Below are 16,228 nucleotides of genomic sequence, written 5' to 3'. Positions count from 1 at the left end.
TTAGATCTTACCTTGCACCTGTGAATTTCCTTGCGCATCTGTTGCTCTCCGGCCCGTCCTCGCACCCCAACTACCACGATATTGTAGTAGGTAATTTTGCTGCTGAGGCCGTGCGGGGCCGCGCCGGTCTGTTGGCCTACCCCGAAGCTGTGCAGCGTGGCATTATCCTACACCGCGCCATTGATACCTTTACTGATGCCCACCCTGTAGTACGCCGTACCACTGCCCGCCTGCGCGAAGCCGGTTTGGGCAAATGGGCGGGAGTAGTGTCCGATGTTGGCTTCGACCATCTGCTGGCCCGCAACTTCACTGAGTTTCATGACGATGCCGCCGAGCCGCTAGCCGCCTTCAGTCAGCGCATGTACACGCTGCTGCACTCCCGCCGCGCGGAATTGCCGGAGCGCCTGCAGCACATGCTCCAGTACATGCGCCGCGACGACTGGCTCTCCGGCTATGCCCAGCCCGAAGGCCTGCACCGCGCTCTACTAGGTTTAAGCCGCCGTGTGCCTAGCGCGGAAGTACTGGCAATAGGCGCGGCAGCGTTTCTGGCAGAATTGCCGGTGTATGAGGTAGATTTTCGGGAGTTTTGGCCGGAGCTACGAGAAGAGATACGTCGCTATTGGTATACACATTAGAGCCTTTACTAATCAGCTCTATAAGTAATATCATCGGTAATTGTGCCATAACTACTTTTGCGTATACCATGAAGTATAAGCTTTTCACTTGTAAGCTCCTTTATTTCATAGGTATGCGAAGTTCCAGGCATAGACTCAATTTTTATCATTTTACCGTCTCGGGTATAAGATAATTTAGAAGTGTCACGATAATACGAATTGTAAAACGTCACCTCTTTTTTATCAAAAGTTATAGTAGTGTATAATGAAGCTAGTTGGGCATCATCATCGGTTCTATAAACCGGGCCATTATTAGGCGCATCCTCATAAGTTCCAGTTACAAACCACCATTTCTTTTCAAGTAGTTTAGGCTTTATACCATCCTTTTGACAGGCAGACAGCAAGAGCGAGTATGCAAATAGGATAATAAGAAAGGATTTGCTGTTGTATTTCATATTTGATTGATAAGGCTGAAATCAAAGATATGTTAATGATTTTATTGTGTTAAAAAAATACAAAACAAAAAACGGAGCCATGAAGCCCCGCTTTTCATGATAAATAAGTCAATACAACCTAGTGGTGATGCCCACCTTCACCATGCACGTGGCCGTGGTCTAGCTCCTCCTGAGAAGCTTCGCGCACGTCAGCCACTTTACCATCAAAGTGCATCATCATGCCGGCCAGCGGGTGGTTGAAGTCCATTTTCACGGTTTCGTTGCCGATTTCCACGATTTTGCCCTGCATGTGGTGGCCCTGGTTATCGGCCATGGGCAGGAAGTTGCCTAACTGCAGCATCTCCTCGTCAATCTTACCGTCGATTTCAAAGACGTTTTTTGGGATGTCCACTACGGCCTGCTGGTCGTATTCGCCGTAGGCTTGCTCCGGGGTGAGGGAGAAGCTGAACGCGTCGCCGGGCTGCTTGCCGTTGAGCTGATTCTCAAACTCTTCGGGCAGGCCGCTCATACCGAACAGAAACACCATCGGGGCATCAGCCTCCGCCGATTCTACGAGGACTTTCTCTTGGTTTTCATCGGTCACGCTCAAGTCGTAGGTGATGGTGACGACTTTGTTTTCGCTGATTTGAGCCATACGTCTGGGTGCCCGGGGGTGTCCGGGGAAGTAGAAGTTGAAAAATAAGTTGGAACGGCTAGTTACGTAAACGCCCCGGATTTGTCGGTATTTGGGGAGGTAATGCCAATATAGAGTACGGGGAGAAGCCCGCTAAACGCATCAGCCCCGCTGTCATTTTTTCACCAACTGTCATCCTGAGCTAGCGAAGGACCTTCTCACAGCTGAACAACTAGCGTAACAACGCCTCGGCCTAACTTGAGAAGGTCCTTCGCTTGCTCAGGATGACAAATTTGTTTTAATGGTTGAAAGGTTAAAAAGGGTGCCTTTACTGTAATTCCCAAGCCGTACGATAAGCGCCAATCATTTCTACATAGTCCAGAAATGCCTTATAAAAAGGGTGAGAGCCGAGGGTGCTGGAGTCGCCGACAATGAGCAGCTTGCGGCGGGCGCGGGTCATTCCCACATTCATGCGCCGGACATCGGAGAGGAAGCCTATTTCGCCCTGCGGGTTGCTGCGTGTGAGACTAATGGCAATAATGTCGCGCTCCTGGCCCTGGAAAGAATCCACGGTGCCAATGCTGAGCATGCGGTGCTCCATCAGGCCGGTCAGCTCGTCGTTTTCCTCTACAGCATCTTTCAGGTAGTTGATCTGGGCGCGGTAGGGGGCAATTACACCGATGGTCAACAGGTCTTCGGTATGGTCGGCGGCATCGTAGGGTTCCAGCAACTGGGCCAGGCGTTTGAGCAGCAGGTCGGCTTCTTCCGGGTTGGCAATGGAGCGGCTTTCATCCAGCCCCAGCTCCTGAAAGCCGAAGCCGGCGGTATCCAGAAACTCCACAGCCGTGTCGGGGGCAAAGCGCAGGTCGTAGTCGGGCAGGTCGGCGTGGGCTACGGCAGGCGCGGCTATCAGCTTGCCATGGTAGAACTGCTCCGAGCTGAACTCCATAATCTGCTCGTGCATGCGGTACTGCACCTGCAGCATGCGGGCCGTGTGGGGCTGGCGCTTGATGCACTTTTCAAACAGGGTTTCGCGCAGACCCTCCTGAGCGGCTTTTTCACTTTTTACCGTGGGCGGCAGCTGCTGGTGGTCACCGGCCAGTACTACACGGTTGGCTTTGGTAATGGGAATCCAGCAGCCGGGCTCCAGAGCCTGGGCAGCTTCATCAATAAATACGGTTTCGTAGGTGAGGTGGCGAATGGCGCGGTTGCTGGCGCCCACCAGTGTGCAGGTAATTACCTGCACCTGTTCCAGCAAATCCTCCGTGATGTAGCGCTCCAGCTGGTCTGAATCCTGCAGCATCTGATGGGCCTGCTCTTTCAGCAAGCGGCGCTGCTCGCGCTCCTCCCAGCCAAAGTGGCGCTTGAATTTGCCAGCCTGCTCGCGGTACTGTTCAGCCGTCTGGCGCATGCTTTTCAGCTCCGGGTAGCTCTTATGCGCCATTATCTGGGCATCGAGGGTGTGCTGCAGCAACAGGTCGGACACGCGCGAGGGGTTACCCATGCGAATGACGTTTACGCCGCGCTCGGCCAACTTTTCCGTGAGCAGATCTACCGCCGTATTGCTGGGAGCACACACCAGCACCCGCCGCTCCCGCCGAATGGTTTCCAGAATGGCCTGCACCAGCGTGGTGGTTTTGCCGGTGCCGGGCGGGCCATGAATAATGGCAACATCCTGCGCCGCCAGCACGTGGCGCACCGCCGCCAGCTGGGAGTCGTTCAGCAGGCTGGGATAGTATAGCTGCGCATCCGTTTCGGGGCGGTAGCGGGCGGGCTTAGCACCCAGCAAGATGTCGCGCAGCTCCGCCAGGCGGGTGTCATAGGCGCCCATCACCTTGCCCAGCGCATATTCCATCTCGCGGTAGCTTACCTCATCAAAGGTGAGGTCTACGCCCAGCTTGCCTTCATCAACCCAGTCGGGCAGGTCTTCCTTGTTGGTGGCCAGCAGAATTTTATTGCGCTTTACGGCCGTGATAACACCGCTGAGCGTGGGGCGGTCGGAGCCGGAGCGGCCGGGCACGTTGCCGAAGAGTGCCGCATTTTTGCCTACCTGAAACAGGTGCAGGCCACCCTGGCCAGAGGGGCGCTCCAGCTCCAGCACCAGCTTGCCACCAAAGCCAATGTCTTCCTTGGTAATCTTGACAGGATACCAGGTAAGGCCACGCCGCTGGCGCTCGGCAATTGTAGACTGTGCGCTTTTGATCTTGAATTGCTCCAGGTCTTCCTTTTGCTCGAGCTGCATTAGGGCCTGCACCTTGCGCAGCTCTTTTTCCAGCGCGTAGGGGTCGGTATAAGTAGGTTGTTCAGTCAACAGTAGAAGGGTATTGGGGATTCGTTGATAACAACGAAAAAGGCATTTTGGTGGCCGAAGGTCGGTAGGAAAAAAGTTAATTTACCTCAATGCTAAAAGTATGGTAAAGCTGCAAAGCCGGGAGTGAATCGCCCAAAGGATGCGGTCCACATATTTGATTCGCAACGTGAGGGGATAGATTTGCGTCTCAGCATCAATTCATATCGTACCGCATTATGCCATACTTACCCAGCCCCAGCCGTTATTCTTCCATGCAGTACCGCCGCTGCGGCCGTAGTGGCCTAAAGCTGCCGGCCGTGTCCCTGGGCCTGTGGCATAACTTCGGCGACGTGGACGTGCTGAGTAATTTCCGCGCCATTCTGCACCGGGCCTTCGATAGCGGCGTCACGCACTTCGACCTGGCCAACAACTACGGCCCGCCGCCCGGCTCGGCGGAAACCAACTTTGGCCGCATTCTGAAAGAAGATTTTCGCAGCTGCCGCGACGAACTGATTATCTCCACCAAAGCGGGCTACCACATGTGGGAAGGGCCCTACGGCGAATGGGGCTCCCGCAAATACCTCATTTCCAGCCTCGACCAAAGCCTGCGCCGCATGAAGCTGGAGTACGTGGATATTTTCTACCATCACCGCCCCGACCCGGACACGCCCTTGGAAGAAACCATGCGTGCCCTCGACCACGTGGTGCGCCAGGGCAAGGCGCTGTATGTGGGCATCTCCAACTACCAGCCCGCTGAGGCCGCCGAAGCCATCCGGATGCTGCAGGAAATGGGTACTCCCTGCCTGATTCACCAACCCAAGTACTCTATGTTTGAGCGCTGGGTAGAAGATGGCCTGCTGGATTTATTAGGAGAAACCGGCGTGGGTTGCATTCCGTTTTCCCCGCTGGCCCAGGGCCTGCTTACGGATAAGTACCTGCATGGCATTCCCGAGGATTCCCGGGTAGCAAAAGGCGTGGGTTTTCTCACCGAAAACCAGCTTACATCAGAGCGCCTGGCGCAAGTGCAACAGCTGAACCTTCTGGCGCAGGAGCGGGGGCAAAGCCTGGCTCAAATGGCCCTCTCCTGGATTTTGCGGGATGAACGGGTAACCTCGGTCCTCATCGGCGCCAGCAAACCCGACCAACTTTCTGATTCGCTCCGCTGTCTGGATAACCTGACATTTAGTGCCTCAGAGTTGGACCGCATTGAGCAGATTCTGCGCGCAGCAGTAGAGCAATAGACCCGCAGGCTCCATATGATTGCCTTAGCTTGATTTCTACTCGAAGAAGTCGCTGGAATCTGTCTGGCTGAAATACTTGTTGAGCTTTCCCAAATCAGCGAAAATAGGAACGATGTGCTGCATAAACTGGCGCACCGCTTCCTCCGAATCAGCATAGAATAACAAGCAGGCCGGAGTTGAGAAGCCGTGAATCTGGTCTAGCAGGGCAGGGGCTTCTTCCTCCAGAATAGTATGAATATGCTCTTCCCAGGATAAGCCGCTGCCCCCAAAGCCATACTTCTCGAAGAGGTAGAAATAGCCTTCCAACGCGGGGTCTGCCTCTACGTTGGCCATGATGCCAAACTGCGCATCCTCAATGCGTAGGTGTTCGGGAATGGTGTAAATCTTGAAAGGGAAAGTGTTTTCCGACATCTACTGTGTAGCTTAAAATGGTGCTGTAGGCGCCTCAGCCCCCAAACTCTTCTCCGCAATTATGGCACCGATACAGCGTAGTGCCAGCATAGAAAACCCGTTTCCACCAGGAGGGACGCGCAACGGGCAGTGTATCGGGCGAGCCACAACGCGGGCAGCGCAATACCGCAGGCAAAATGCGCTGGCGGGCAAATTCTTCCGCCACGGGCTGGGCCGCCGGGAGGTCGGCTTCTTCCACTAGCATTTGAAAATACAGCCCGTCGCCGAAGGGCAGGGTCGCGGGGCCGTAGTTTTTTACCAGCGCTACCACCTCCGCCTCGTTTAGTAGCCGGTTATAGAGGCTAACAGCCTCGGCATACGTCAGGTATTCAGCCACGGCTACTAACATGGCGCAAGTTAGCGCCGCCGCTGTGAAGGAGCCGTCACTACCTGTTGGCGCAACCGGAATACATAGACCAGCAGCGCAACGGATAGGAGCGCCAAACCTACGGCAATCATTTCGCGGGACGTGCGGGCTTCTTCCGCCTCTTTAGCGGCTGCCTGGGCTTCCTGCAGCTTTTTCTCCCGCTGCTTTTCCCGCTGCTCCAGGTTCTGAATCTGATTTTGCAGGTCATAGAAGCGCTGGCGCACACTGCTCTGATCAGTAGTAGCCACCGTTACCTGCTGCTTGGCCTGTTGATTTTCGGCTACTACGGCGGCCGTTTGGCGCAGGGTGCTGGCCTGCACAGCCCGCACCAGCTCAGTGTCTTTGCGGATAATGCCTTTCAGGGCATCTACCACTTCCTGCAGATCTTTTTTACTGGGCTTATTGCCAAAAAGGCTGTTGCGCTGGGAATTAGCCTCCTCATATTCCCGCACCAAGGTTTCCCGCTCCTTAATCAGGCGGGAAACTTCATTTTCCGGGGCAGGAGTAGCAGGCGTTTGGGCCAGTGCAATCTGGCAGATGAAGGCGAAAAGGAAAGGGAGCAAGCGTTTCGTCATAGAGCAAAGTAACGACGAAGTAGCACCTGTAGTTTATTGGCTGGCTTCACGGACCTTGTCAGCCACCCAGCGCCGGCACGGGCTGCCGGATTTCCCGGGGCTTATGCCGGTAGAAGTACAGAATCAAAATGGGCAGCAAGGTCAGCTCGGCCACTACGCCAAAGAGCAAGGTTAGGCCGATAAGCAGACCCACATAAAAAGTCCCATCGAAGGAAGAAAAGATTAGCGTGGAGAAGCCGCCTACCAGAATAAGGGAAGTAACAATTACCGCTTTGCCGGCCATTAAATAGGTCTTCCGCACGGCCTTAAACAGACTTTTCTCCTTCAGCAGTACCAGTTTCAGCTTGCTGATGAAGTGAATAGTATCATCCACGGCAATGCCGAAGGCAATGGTGAAGATGATACTGGTGCTTACTTTCATATGCACCCCGGCCAGGCCCATTACCCCCGCCACCACCAGAATAGGCACCAGGTTGGGAACGAGCACCACCAGCGTCATACGCAGGCTGCGGAACAGCACCAGCACAATCAAGGTCACCATCACAATATCGATGGTCATGCCCGTAATCATATTCAGCGTCAGGTTTTCGTTGTTTTTGTCGATGAGGTTGGCCGAGCCGGTAAGGCGGGTTTGCAGCACGGTATTGTTTACCTGCGTGTGCAGAAAGCGGCGCAGGTCGGCGTTGAGGGCATCGGCTTTGATGCTGCCTACATCGGGCATGCGGCCGGTCAGGCGGCCTTCGGTGGCATCGGGCAGAGCCAGCGCCCGAAACTCGGGCTTTTTCCGGAACAGCTTCACTTTGCGCAAAAGCCGTTGTAGCTCGGCTTCCGAATCGGGGAGGCGGTATTCGGACAGCAGGCCCCCATTCAGCGCCTTGCGCACCGATTTGATGATGGTAACCGGCGAGGCCACGAAATTGAGGCCGTAGGTATGCTGCAGATAGTTTTCGATTTTCTCCGTCTGGCGTAGTACCGTCAGGTCGTAGATGGTGCGGCCGGCGCCCGGCTTCAAATCCAGCTCAAAGGGTCGCACGCCGGCAAACTGCCGCTCAAAAAACACGAAGTCCAGCTTTACCGGGTCGTTTTTGGATAAGTCATCCAGCAACGCGGAATTAATGCGGATGCGGGAAGCCGACGCCACCGACCCCAGCAATACCAGGGCGCTGATGGCCACCACCCAGTGGCGCCGGGCCAGCACCATGCGAAATAGCCGGCCCAGCACGCCGTCCCAACTGTGCCCTTCCCGGCGCGGCACCCGCAGCTGAGGCTTGCGCAGCAGCACCAGCATGGCCGGCAGCAGCGTAAACGACAGCACAAACGTGAGCAGCACCGAAATACCTGTGAACAGCCCAAAGTTGTAAATCGGCCGGATGGTGCTGGTCATCAGCGTGAAAAAGCCAATGCTGGTAGTCAGCGCCGACAGGCCCGAGCCGAAGCCGGATTCCTTCAGCGCAATCAGCAGCGAATCCCGCTTGCTGGCCCCGTAGCCCAGCTCTGTAACATACCGCGTGATAATGTGAATGGTATCAGACATGCCTACCACAAACAGCATCACCGGCAGCAGAGCCGTCATCAGGTCAATGCTCACGCCGCAGGCACTCATCAGGCCCAGGCCCCACAAAATGGCGCCCAGCACCACTACCAGCGGGAGCACTACACCCCACCACGTGCGGAAAGTAAGCCAGAGCAGCCCCGTCACCAGCAACACGGAAAGGCTCATAAACACCATTAGCTCGGTCTGGAGCCGGTCTACAAATACCGACTGCGCCACCATTTTGCCGGCCAGATGCACCTGGTTATCGGCAAAGCCCTGCCGCTGCAGCTCCCAGCGCACGGCTGCCAACAGGGAGTCGCCGGGCGGCTTGCTGAGGTTAGGCGAGGTCTGAAACAGGATGGTAACGGCCCGGGCATCTTTAGAAATCAGGTTGCCCACCACGCCCGGGGTGCGGTATACCAGCACCGAATCCTGGGCCCGGCGCCCGGGCTCCTGGGGGTGCAGGTAGGACACGTTAAAGACGCCCAGCCCTTCTACTACCGGGTTGGTGAGGTTGGTAGGGGAGGACACGTGCGTGACGTGCCGCCGGCTCTGAATAAAGCGCGTGAGCGTATCAACTTTCGTTAGAAACCGGACGTCAAACACGGTTTGACCGGCGGGCGCTTCCAGGCCCAGCAGCACGTAGTCGTTGTCGTTGCCGAAGCGCTGAGAATACTGGACGTAGTAGTCCAGGTCCGGGTCGCCGGCCGGGTAGAAATCGTTGAAATTGTAGTTGAAGCGGAGCTGGGCCACAAAAAACACCGCCAGCGCGGTAAGGAGCCCCAGGGCCAGCAGTGTGTAATGAGCAAGTTTGCGAAGCGGCATAAGTAGTAGCCCGCCCCGGGAAAGCAATAGCCAGTTTACGCTACTTTTCCTACCTTAGAGACGGCGGAAAGCCAACCGCCGTTTTCCTCGTTTTGTTTCCACTTCCTATAGCTTCCTTGTCATGAAAAACGCTCTGCTGGCCCTCGCTCTGTTTGCTTTTGTTGGAACTGCCTCCGCCACGGAAGGCGAGAAAGGCGCTAAAAAAACCAAGAAAGCTTGTCCTACGGCTATGCAAGCCAAGTGCAGCAAAGAAATGGCGGCATCCGGTGCTGCCTGCTGCGTGAAGAAAGGTGCCAAAACCACAACGGCCGCCGCTACGCCTGCTCCGGCCGCTAAGCCGGTGACGAAGTCCTTGTAAAGTCCTTATAAGTTTTAAAGAAAGCGCCCCTATTCCCCAGAATAGGGGCGCTTTCTTTTACATAGGCAGGTGTTTTTGCACTATCCATTTCCTGATTTTTCTCATAAAGAAAGGGGCGTTGTCTGTCGCTAACTTTAATAATGTGTTTGCGCCGTGTAACCTTTTTGCGGATGGGAAGTGTCCTGTGCGAACCCAACCTATAACCTACATGAGTGCAAACCGCGGTGCCCTACTTACCTGCCTATTTCTGTTGGCAGTTCAATTTGTATCCGGTCAATCTACAGCGCCGATAAGCGGTAGCAAAGCAAAAAAACAACTGGACGTAGTTGTGCAGCGGGCGGGAGAGGCCTTCATCAAAGAGCCAATTGCAGTGGGACTTTCGATAGGAATTATCCAGGGCAAGCAGACCTATTTTTACAATTTTGGCACCGCCGAGAAAGGAGCCAGCAAGACCCCAACGCAAAATACCGTCTACGAAATCGGCTCTATCAGCAAGACGTTTACTAGCCTGCTGCTGGCCCGGGCCGTGGCAGAAAAACGAGTAAGCCTGCAGGATGACGTGCGCAAATATCTGAAAGGGAAGTATCCTAATCTGGCCTATGCTGGCAAGCCAATCGAACTGGTGCATTTAGCCAACACTACCTCTGCCTTGCCCGATAACCTACCTGACCGCACCTCTATTCTGCAGCAAGTCAGCCCCGATTCGATACCGTCCCTTATTCTCAAAGCCTCCAGCACCTACACCAAGGAGAATTTCTACCACGATCTGCATTCCGTCAAACTCGATACCGTGCCCGGCTTGATTCCGCGGCATTCCAATGCAGGGACGCAGTTGCTGGCATACATCCTAGAAAGCATTTATCAGGCTCCCTACGAGAAGCTGGTGGAAAAGTACATTGACAAGCCACTGCATATGCAAAGCGCCGCGAGTGTAAAAGCCGGTAGCACCCTGTTGGCGGTTGGGCACAATGAGAAGGGTAACCGAATGCCCTATCACTTTATAGACCAGGTGGAGCCATCGGGCGGTTTGCGGTATAGCGCCGCCGATATGGTGAAATATCTGGCCTATCAGCTCGCGGAAACTGATAAAGCCGTGGCACTAAGCCATCAGCCAATGTGGGGAACCCTGGAAGAAGCAGCTATTGGCCTGAACTGGAGTGTGCGCAAAACCACCGACAACAAACGGCAATTGCTGCATTCGGGTGGCACGTTTGGCTTTGCGAGCTACTGCAGTTTTTATCCGGAGTTAGGCCTTGGTATTGTGGTACTGGCAAACGAATCGGACAGAGGCACGCAGGGGCGCCTACAGGCACTGGCAGATCAGATAATAGAAGACATGCACGGCGTGCCACCGGCCCTGCAGGCTTTCCGCAGCCACCTGACCACGAATGACTACAGCCAGGCTCTCGACGTGTACCGAGCAGTTAAGAAAGCGCATCCGGAGCTGCACCTGACCGAAGAGTTTGTGAACGAGTGGGGCTATACGCTAGCTCGACAAGGCAAAATCAAGCAAGCAATTGAGCTATTCAAATTGAATGTCAGCCTGCATCCTAACAGCTGGAATTCCTACGACAGCTTAGGGGAAGCGTATGAGATGGCAGGCGACAGCACACTGTCCATCACCAACTACCAGCAGTCGTTGATCCTGAATCCAAAGAATACGGGCGCGGTTGAGCACCTGAAGAAACCAAGAGCAACTGCAGGCAAGTAGGTAAAAGGCAGTAAAGGACGAAGTTGAAATATTCGCTGCCATCAGCTACTGGAGTTTCTTTACTTTTGGAATTCGTTCCAACCAGCTGTTCTCCCCAGATGCGCCAATACCAAGCCCTTCTCCAGCACATCCTCGACCACGGCACCCAAAAAACCGACCGTACCGGCACCGGCACGCTCTCCGTGTTTGGCTATCAGATGCGCTTCAACCTGCAGGAAGGTTTCCCCTTGGTTACCACCAAAAAGGTGCACCTGAAAAGCATCATCCACGAGCTGTTGTGGTTTTTGCGCGGCGATACCAACAACAATTCCCTGGAAGAAGTAGGCGTGAGCATATGGCGGGAGTGGGCCAATGCCGATGGCAGCCTGGGGCCCATTTACGGTAAGCAATGGCGCAGCTGGCAGGCCCCCGATGGCCAGAGCATAGACCAGATTGCGCAAATGGTGCACCTGCTCCGCACCCAGCCCGACTCGCGCCGCATGGTGGTATCGGCCTGGAACGTGGCCGATTTGCCCCTGATGCGCCTCACGCCCTGTCACGCCTTATTCCAATTCTACGTGGCCGATGGCAAGCTTTCCTGCCAGCTATACCAGCGCTCCGCCGATGTTTTCCTCGGTGTGCCTTTCAACATTGCCAGCTATGCCCTCCTCACGCTGATGATGGCGCAGGTAACTGGCCTGGAGCCCGGCGAATTTATCTGGACCGGCGGCGACACGCACCTGTACAGCAACCACCTGGAGCAGGCCCGCCTACAGCTAACCCGTGAGCCACTGGCCCTGCCACAAATGCGCCTTAACCCGGAAGTGACCGATATTTTTGGCTTCCGCTATGAGGATTTTCAGTTGGAAAACTACCAGCCACATCCAGCTATTAAAGCGCCGGTAGCAGTATAGTTAATATGCTATATAGTGGCCCGGTTAAGCTAATTCTTTCCCGGCGTATCCACGTAAAGTACATTTCCGTAGAAGGCGCAATAGATTACATTGCCCTTGGAATATGATTACTTTTTCGCCTGCTGTGGCACCTGAACTTTCCCGCAAGCACCGCGCCTGGATTGCGCTTTATGATCTGGAAGCCGGGCTTCGGTCCCGCACCGAAATTCTCCGGTTGCATGATGTGACCGACGAAGACCTGCAGCTTTTCGAGGAAAGCTGGCAGTGGATGCGCACCCGCCGCAGCCTTACCCCAGTAGTTTCTTACAATTAATAGACTGCTGCCTCCCAGCGCCGTAAATCCTGCAATAACGGGTGGGCATCGGAGGCGAAAAGCGCGTCGTCTATTTGCTGTAGCGGCCGAATTGCGGCCACGTTAGCCGTAAAGACGGCTTCTGCCTGCAGCAATTCTTCTGGCTTGGCCAGCACCTCGTGCGCGTACAGATGCTTGGCGTGGGCCAGATCCAGCAGGTGAGCCCGCCGTACCCCGGCCACGCAGCCAGTGCTAAGCGCGGGCGTAAAGAGCCTTCCATCCCGAATCCAGAACACAGCGGCGGCACTTGCTTCGGCCACATGGCCGGCCGTATCCAACAGGAGTAACTCATCCAGTTCCCGCCGCGCGCGCTCCTGAGCAGCCAGTACATACAGCACGGCCTGCGGACCCTTGCAGAACGACACCGGCGAATAGAGTGCCCGCACGCGCTGTCCAAAACCAGCCCGTTGCACCGGCGACTCCCGCAGTTCAAAGGGCAGAGCCGTTGCCAGCCACTCTACATTATTGTTGCCTGGGGTATAAAGCCCGCCGCCGCTACGCCATACCTGTATGCGCAGGCGCGCCTCCGGTAGGCGCAGTGCGTTTACTAACTCACGGAGTGCCCATTCTAAGGCTCCTTCGGCAACCAGAGCGAAAGGCAGTTCTAATTCCAGGGCGGTAGCCGCAGCCTGCATGCGCTGCAGGTGCTGGGTGCGGTAGCGCAGCCCGTCATTCGACCAGATCAGGGTTTCAAAAAAACCGTCGTTAAACTGCAGGCCGCGGTTGGGCAAAGTCAGCCCAAAACTATCGGTGGTGTAAAGTTGACCATTGTACAGCAGAACAGCAGGAGGAGTAGAGCTTACTTCCATAGATGAGGTTGAGAGATAACCTAAAGACGAAGAAAGTCCTATATGGTTGGAGCAATTAAGCAGCTCCTTCAGCACCAGTCGTTTACTAACAGAAGCGTAACTAAATGCCCCTCTGTTGCCTCCTAAGGTTCACAAAAACCCTCTAAAACGAAAGTCAGCGGCTATACTAATCCAAAACGTTTGCCGGGCATAGCTTTCACCACGCCACTAAATTCCAGGCTCAGTAATAGGGATGCTACCTGATGAATAGGAAGTTGGGCTTTCCAGGCCAGCGTATCCAGGTGCTCTTCCCGGTTGGGAGTCGCTTGCAAAACTTCAATTACCCGGTATTCTTCCGGCGTAAAATTGGCGGCGTCGTAAGTAGTAACAGCTTTAAACTTGCCCTGCAGATGCAGCGCGGCATCCCAATTCAGTAGCTGCTCTAAATCCCTGGGCTCGGAGTACAAGGCGGCTTTGCTGGCTTTGATGAGTTCATGGCACCCTTCCGAAGCCAGCGAGTGCAGTGGCCCTGGCAAGGCCAATACGTCCTTATCGTAGCTCAGTGCCAGCTCAGCGGTAATTAGGGCGCCGCCTTTACGGGTAGCTTCCACTACCACGGTGCCATCCGACATGCCCGCAATAATGCGGTTACGCGCCGGAAAGTTGTATTTATCGGGCGGGGTGCCGAAGGGATATTCTGTCAACAAACCGCCTTGCTCACGCATTTTCTCGGCGGTTTTGCGGTGGGCATGCGGGTAGATAACGTCCAGCCCGGTAGCCATGACGCCTATGGTTTCCAATCCTTCCTGCAAGGCGGCGCGGTGGGCGGCAATATCAATTCCATAAGCCAGTCCGCTGACCACCAGTGGGCGGTGCGGCACCAGGCCTTTTACCAGGCGCTCGGTTTGCTCCCGGCCGTAATCGGTGGCCTGGCGGGTGCCTACCAGGGCAATGCTTTTAGGTTGATTCAGGTCAGCAGTGCCCTGGTAGTAGAGTAGCATCGGGGCATCGGGAATGGTTTTGAGTCGGGAAGGGTAGGCTTTGCTGGTATAAAACAGCAACTGCACGCCGTCTTTTTCGGCTTTGAGTAGTGTTGCCTCGGCTTGCTTTAATGCGTTGGTGCGCTCTGCGCCTGTGAGGATGGCTACCGTGGCTGGCCCCACACCCGGAATCTTGCGCAGCTTGCCCGGCGGCAGGTGCAGCACGTTGCGCGCTGAGCCACCGTAACTCATCAGCTGCCGCGTGAGCTGTGGCCCGATACCTGAAAATAATGTGAGAGCTACTTCGTAGTGAAGGGTATCGTCAGGAGTAACAATGGACATTCAGTAGGTAGATAAACTAATAATAAAATAACTCCAAAACCTGTTGTCATCCTGAGCTTTGCGAAGGACCTTCTCGCTACTGCACGACTCGCGTAACAACAACTTGTTCAAGCGTGACAAGGTCCTTCGCAAAGCTCAGGATGACACGGTTTTATTGATGCTAGAATCAAATTGTTAATCCTTGTCGTGCATTACTCCGCCTTCCCGGCCGCATCTACTTCCTTCTTCATCTTCACCAGGAAGCCGCGGATTTTCTCCAGGCTTTGAATCACGTCAATCTTCTCTTTTAGCTGAGGGCCTTTCTGGCGGAGCATGTCGCGGGCGCCGGGAATGGTGTAGCCGCGCTCCTTTACCAGGTGGTAAATGGTGCGGAAAATATCAATGTCCTGCGGGGTATAGAGGCGGTTGCCTTTCTTGCTTTTGCGGGGGCGCAGCTCGTCGAACTCCGTCTCCCAGAAGCGAATCAGCGACGGAGCCACGTTGAATTGCTGGGCTACTTCGCCAATAGTAAAATATTGCTTCTCGATGTCGCGCTCTTTGTAGGGCATCGGTTGGGGCTTAGAGCTTATGAAATTTGGAGGAAGTCTGAAAGGGGCCAGAGCTGCCACGTGAATCTTGTTTCGAATTTACTGAGCGCAACAGTATAATTCTCAGAAAAGCGTCAAGTTACTATAGTGGAAGCTACTTCACCTTGTACTTTTTGCTAATCTCATCATACACCATCAGCAGCTCGTTGGACTTGCCCTCTTTATCGAAAATCTGCTCCCAGGTGTTGAGCGGCTCCCAGATGAAGGTGCCTTTTCCTTTGTCCCCGGGCAGGTTGAAGGCAATATCATTCACCTCGCGCTTCAGCTCCGAATACTCCACCACCACAATATCCTGGGGGTAGCGGCGGGCCAGATCCGTCAGGTTCTGCTTCAGATCGGGGAGGGTGCGGTGCCACTTGGGGTAGTACGACTGGCCGATTACGTCGCAGGTAACGCCGCGGGAAAACATGTTGTCGAGCCAGTAGACGGATTCCACATTCTGGCCACCCAGTGCAATGTGCATCATCACCAGGCTTTTGGGCGTTGCTTCGTGCACCGCCGCTACGCCGGCTTTCAGTAAGCGAGCCAGGTTATCGAGCTTGGCCACGCTGTCCGCCTGGTGAATGTCGCCATCGGGCCAGATCATACCGTGGTTGATTTCGTTGCCAATCTGCACCATATCGGGCGGGGTGCCCTGGGCCTTCAGGCCCAGCAGCACGTCGCGGGTGTAGTCGTGCACGGCCTGCTCCAGCTGGGCGCCTTGCAGGTCTTTCCAGGCCAATGGCTTGAATTGCTTCTGTGGGTCGGCCCAGTTGTCGCTGTAGTGGAAGTCGAGCAGAAATTTCATGCCGGCTTTCTTTATGCGCGTTGCCATTTGCTGGGTGTGCGCCAAATCACAGAAACCTTGCTGGGGCGAATAGCCACTGTCAGCGGCCGGATTGTGGAATAAACGCAGTCGAACGTAGTTGAAGCCGTGGTCCTTCAGAATCTCAATAGCATCTTTCTGCTGGCCTTTATCAGAGAATTTAACGCCCTTAGCTTCCAGCTGCGGCAGAAAGGAAATGTCGGCGCCCAGCATTTTGCCAATTTTCTTCTTCGGCGCAGCGGCGCGTTGCGCGGGCTTGTTGGCTTGCGCTTGTGCCGGCGAGCCAACGGGCAGAAACGCTAAAAACAGGCCCAGGAGTAGCCAGGCAGATAGTGCCGAGGAGATTGATGACCTGCAGTGCAGAACAGAAGACTTCATAATAAATACTAAAATATGGCTATCAGGGGCCGCTAACCGCTGGTACTGCTCCGACTTCCAAGTGAAGTGG

Annotated in this window: 17 protein-coding genes; 6 read left to right on the top strand and 11 right to left on the bottom strand. The window is 55.0% G+C overall.

Features of this window, described 5'->3' with window-relative positions:
- The first annotated feature begins 20 nt into the window (after positions 1-20).
- Positions 21-635: an acyl carrier protein phosphodiesterase gene (locus Q4G72_RS11735; protein ID WP_303311613.1), complete on the top strand. Its 615-nt coding sequence runs from the start codon at positions 21-23 to the stop codon at positions 633-635.
- Between the two features lie 8 nt (positions 636-643).
- Here Q4G72_RS11735 and Q4G72_RS11730 read toward each other — a convergent pair whose 3' ends face one another.
- The 3 genes from Q4G72_RS11730 to Q4G72_RS11720 all read right to left on the bottom strand — a co-directional run bounded on the left by Q4G72_RS11730 (position 644) and on the right by Q4G72_RS11720 (position 3,993).
- Complete coding sequence (locus Q4G72_RS11730; protein ID WP_303311612.1) at positions 644-1,069, bottom strand: lipocalin family protein; 426 nt, start codon at positions 1,067-1,069, stop codon at positions 644-646.
- A 118-nt stretch (positions 1,070-1,187) separates the two neighbouring features.
- Positions 1,188-1,703, bottom strand: coding sequence for an FKBP-type peptidyl-prolyl cis-trans isomerase (locus Q4G72_RS11725; RefSeq protein WP_303311611.1), 516 nt, complete (start codon positions 1,701-1,703; stop codon positions 1,188-1,190).
- Between the two features lie 307 nt (positions 1,704-2,010).
- Complete coding sequence (locus tag Q4G72_RS11720) at positions 2,011-3,993, bottom strand: AAA domain-containing protein (protein WP_303311610.1); 1,983 nt, start codon at positions 3,991-3,993, stop codon at positions 2,011-2,013.
- A 215-nt stretch (positions 3,994-4,208) separates the two neighbouring features.
- Between Q4G72_RS11720 and mgrA the strand changes: the two genes are divergently transcribed.
- Positions 4,209-5,213, top strand: coding sequence for an L-glyceraldehyde 3-phosphate reductase (gene mgrA / locus Q4G72_RS11715; protein ID WP_303311609.1), 1,005 nt, complete (start codon positions 4,209-4,211; stop codon positions 5,211-5,213).
- 36 nt (positions 5,214-5,249) lie between these two features.
- Here the strand turns inward: mgrA and Q4G72_RS11710 are convergent, their stop codons facing one another.
- From Q4G72_RS11710 to Q4G72_RS11695, 4 genes are read right to left on the bottom strand one after another with little or no spacing between them, the layout of a single operon-like run.
- Complete coding sequence (locus Q4G72_RS11710) at positions 5,250-5,624, bottom strand: hypothetical protein (RefSeq protein WP_303311608.1); 375 nt, start codon at positions 5,622-5,624, stop codon at positions 5,250-5,252.
- A gap of 34 nt (positions 5,625-5,658) precedes the next feature.
- A complete protein-coding gene (locus tag Q4G72_RS11705; protein WP_303311607.1) occupies positions 5,659-6,012 on the bottom strand; it encodes a PaaD family protein in 354 nt (117 codons plus the stop codon).
- Positions 6,013-6,020: 8 nt separating this feature from the next.
- Positions 6,021-6,605: a hypothetical protein gene (locus tag Q4G72_RS11700; RefSeq protein WP_303311606.1), complete on the bottom strand. Its 585-nt coding sequence runs from the start codon at positions 6,603-6,605 to the stop codon at positions 6,021-6,023.
- Between the two features lie 58 nt (positions 6,606-6,663).
- Complete coding sequence (locus tag Q4G72_RS11695; protein ID WP_303311605.1) at positions 6,664-8,964, bottom strand: efflux RND transporter permease subunit; 2,301 nt, start codon at positions 8,962-8,964, stop codon at positions 6,664-6,666.
- A 121-nt stretch (positions 8,965-9,085) separates the two neighbouring features.
- Between Q4G72_RS11695 and Q4G72_RS11690 the strand changes: the two genes are divergently transcribed.
- The 4 genes from Q4G72_RS11690 (at position 9,086) to Q4G72_RS11675 (ending at position 12,239) form a co-directional block, all read left to right on the top strand.
- Positions 9,086-9,322, top strand: coding sequence for a hypothetical protein (locus tag Q4G72_RS11690; protein WP_303311604.1), 237 nt, complete (start codon positions 9,086-9,088; stop codon positions 9,320-9,322).
- A gap of 250 nt (positions 9,323-9,572) precedes the next feature.
- Positions 9,573-11,033 carry a serine hydrolase domain-containing protein gene (locus Q4G72_RS11685; RefSeq protein ID WP_303311603.1) on the top strand — a complete coding sequence of 487 codons (1,461 nt, stop codon included), beginning with the start codon at positions 9,573-9,575 and terminating at the stop codon, positions 11,031-11,033.
- 98 nt (positions 11,034-11,131) lie between these two features.
- Positions 11,132-11,926 (top strand): thymidylate synthase, encoded by a 795-nt coding sequence (locus Q4G72_RS11680; protein ID WP_303311602.1) that lies wholly within the window; start codon positions 11,132-11,134, stop codon positions 11,924-11,926.
- A gap of 124 nt (positions 11,927-12,050) precedes the next feature.
- A complete protein-coding gene (locus tag Q4G72_RS11675; RefSeq protein WP_303311601.1) occupies positions 12,051-12,239 on the top strand; it encodes a hypothetical protein in 189 nt (62 codons plus the stop codon).
- On the opposite strand, the gene Q4G72_RS11670 is transcribed toward Q4G72_RS11675, so the two are convergent.
- The 4 genes from Q4G72_RS11670 to Q4G72_RS11655 all read right to left on the bottom strand — a co-directional run bounded on the left by Q4G72_RS11670 (position 12,236) and on the right by Q4G72_RS11655 (position 16,158).
- A complete protein-coding gene (locus Q4G72_RS11670) occupies positions 12,236-13,087 on the bottom strand; it encodes an aminotransferase class IV (RefSeq protein WP_303311600.1) in 852 nt (283 codons plus the stop codon). The two genes, Q4G72_RS11675 and Q4G72_RS11670, sit on opposite strands and share 4 nt — an antisense overlap.
- A gap of 161 nt (positions 13,088-13,248) precedes the next feature.
- Positions 13,249-14,388: a DNA-processing protein DprA gene (gene dprA / locus Q4G72_RS11665; protein ID WP_303311599.1), complete on the bottom strand. Its 1,140-nt coding sequence runs from the start codon at positions 14,386-14,388 to the stop codon at positions 13,249-13,251.
- 191 nt (positions 14,389-14,579) lie between these two features.
- Positions 14,580-14,936, bottom strand: a complete 357-nt coding sequence (locus tag Q4G72_RS11660) for a MerR family transcriptional regulator (RefSeq protein WP_044513675.1) — start codon at positions 14,934-14,936, stop codon at positions 14,580-14,582.
- Between the two features lie 133 nt (positions 14,937-15,069).
- Positions 15,070-16,158 (bottom strand): glycoside hydrolase family 53 protein, encoded by a 1,089-nt coding sequence (locus Q4G72_RS11655; RefSeq protein ID WP_303311598.1) that lies wholly within the window; start codon positions 16,156-16,158, stop codon positions 15,070-15,072.
- Positions 16,159-16,228: the final 70 nt, after the last annotated feature.

The organism is Hymenobacter sp. BT730 (assembly GCF_030542105.1).
Classification (GTDB): Bacteria; Bacteroidota; Bacteroidia; order Cytophagales; family Hymenobacteraceae; genus Hymenobacter.
The sequence above is the reverse complement of the archived record's forward strand: the minus strand, read 5'-3'. Positions and strand labels throughout refer to the sequence as shown.

Coding starts and splice junctions, on each gene's coding strand:
- Q4G72_RS11730 (WP_303311612.1), bottom strand. CDS start 1,069: ATGAAATACAACAGCAAATCCTTTCTTATTATCCTATTTGCATACTCG.
- Q4G72_RS11725 (WP_303311611.1), bottom strand. CDS start 1,703: ATGGCTCAAATCAGCGAAAACAAAGTCGTCACCATCACCTACGACTTG.
- mgrA (WP_303311609.1), top strand. CDS start 4,209: ATGCCATACTTACCCAGCCCCAGCCGTTATTCTTCCATGCAGTACCGC.
- Q4G72_RS11710 (WP_303311608.1), bottom strand. CDS start 5,624: ATGTCGGAAAACACTTTCCCTTTCAAGATTTACACCATTCCCGAACAC.
- Q4G72_RS11705 (WP_303311607.1), bottom strand. CDS start 6,012: ATGTTAGTAGCCGTGGCTGAATACCTGACGTATGCCGAGGCTGTTAGC.
- Q4G72_RS11700 (WP_303311606.1), bottom strand. CDS start 6,605: ATGACGAAACGCTTGCTCCCTTTCCTTTTCGCCTTCATCTGCCAGATT.
- Q4G72_RS11695 (WP_303311605.1), bottom strand. CDS start 8,964: ATGCCGCTTCGCAAACTTGCTCATTACACACTGCTGGCCCTGGGGCTC.
- Q4G72_RS11690 (WP_303311604.1), top strand. CDS start 9,086: ATGAAAAACGCTCTGCTGGCCCTCGCTCTGTTTGCTTTTGTTGGAACT.
- Q4G72_RS11680 (WP_303311602.1), top strand. CDS start 11,132: ATGCGCCAATACCAAGCCCTTCTCCAGCACATCCTCGACCACGGCACC.
- Q4G72_RS11670 (WP_303311600.1), bottom strand. CDS start 13,087: ATGGAAGTAAGCTCTACTCCTCCTGCTGTTCTGCTGTACAATGGTCAA.
- dprA (WP_303311599.1), bottom strand. CDS start 14,388: ATGTCCATTGTTACTCCTGACGATACCCTTCACTACGAAGTAGCTCTC.
- Q4G72_RS11660 (WP_044513675.1), bottom strand. CDS start 14,936: ATGCCCTACAAAGAGCGCGACATCGAGAAGCAATATTTTACTATTGGC.
- Q4G72_RS11655 (WP_303311598.1), bottom strand. CDS start 16,158: ATGAAGTCTTCTGTTCTGCACTGCAGGTCATCAATCTCCTCGGCACTA.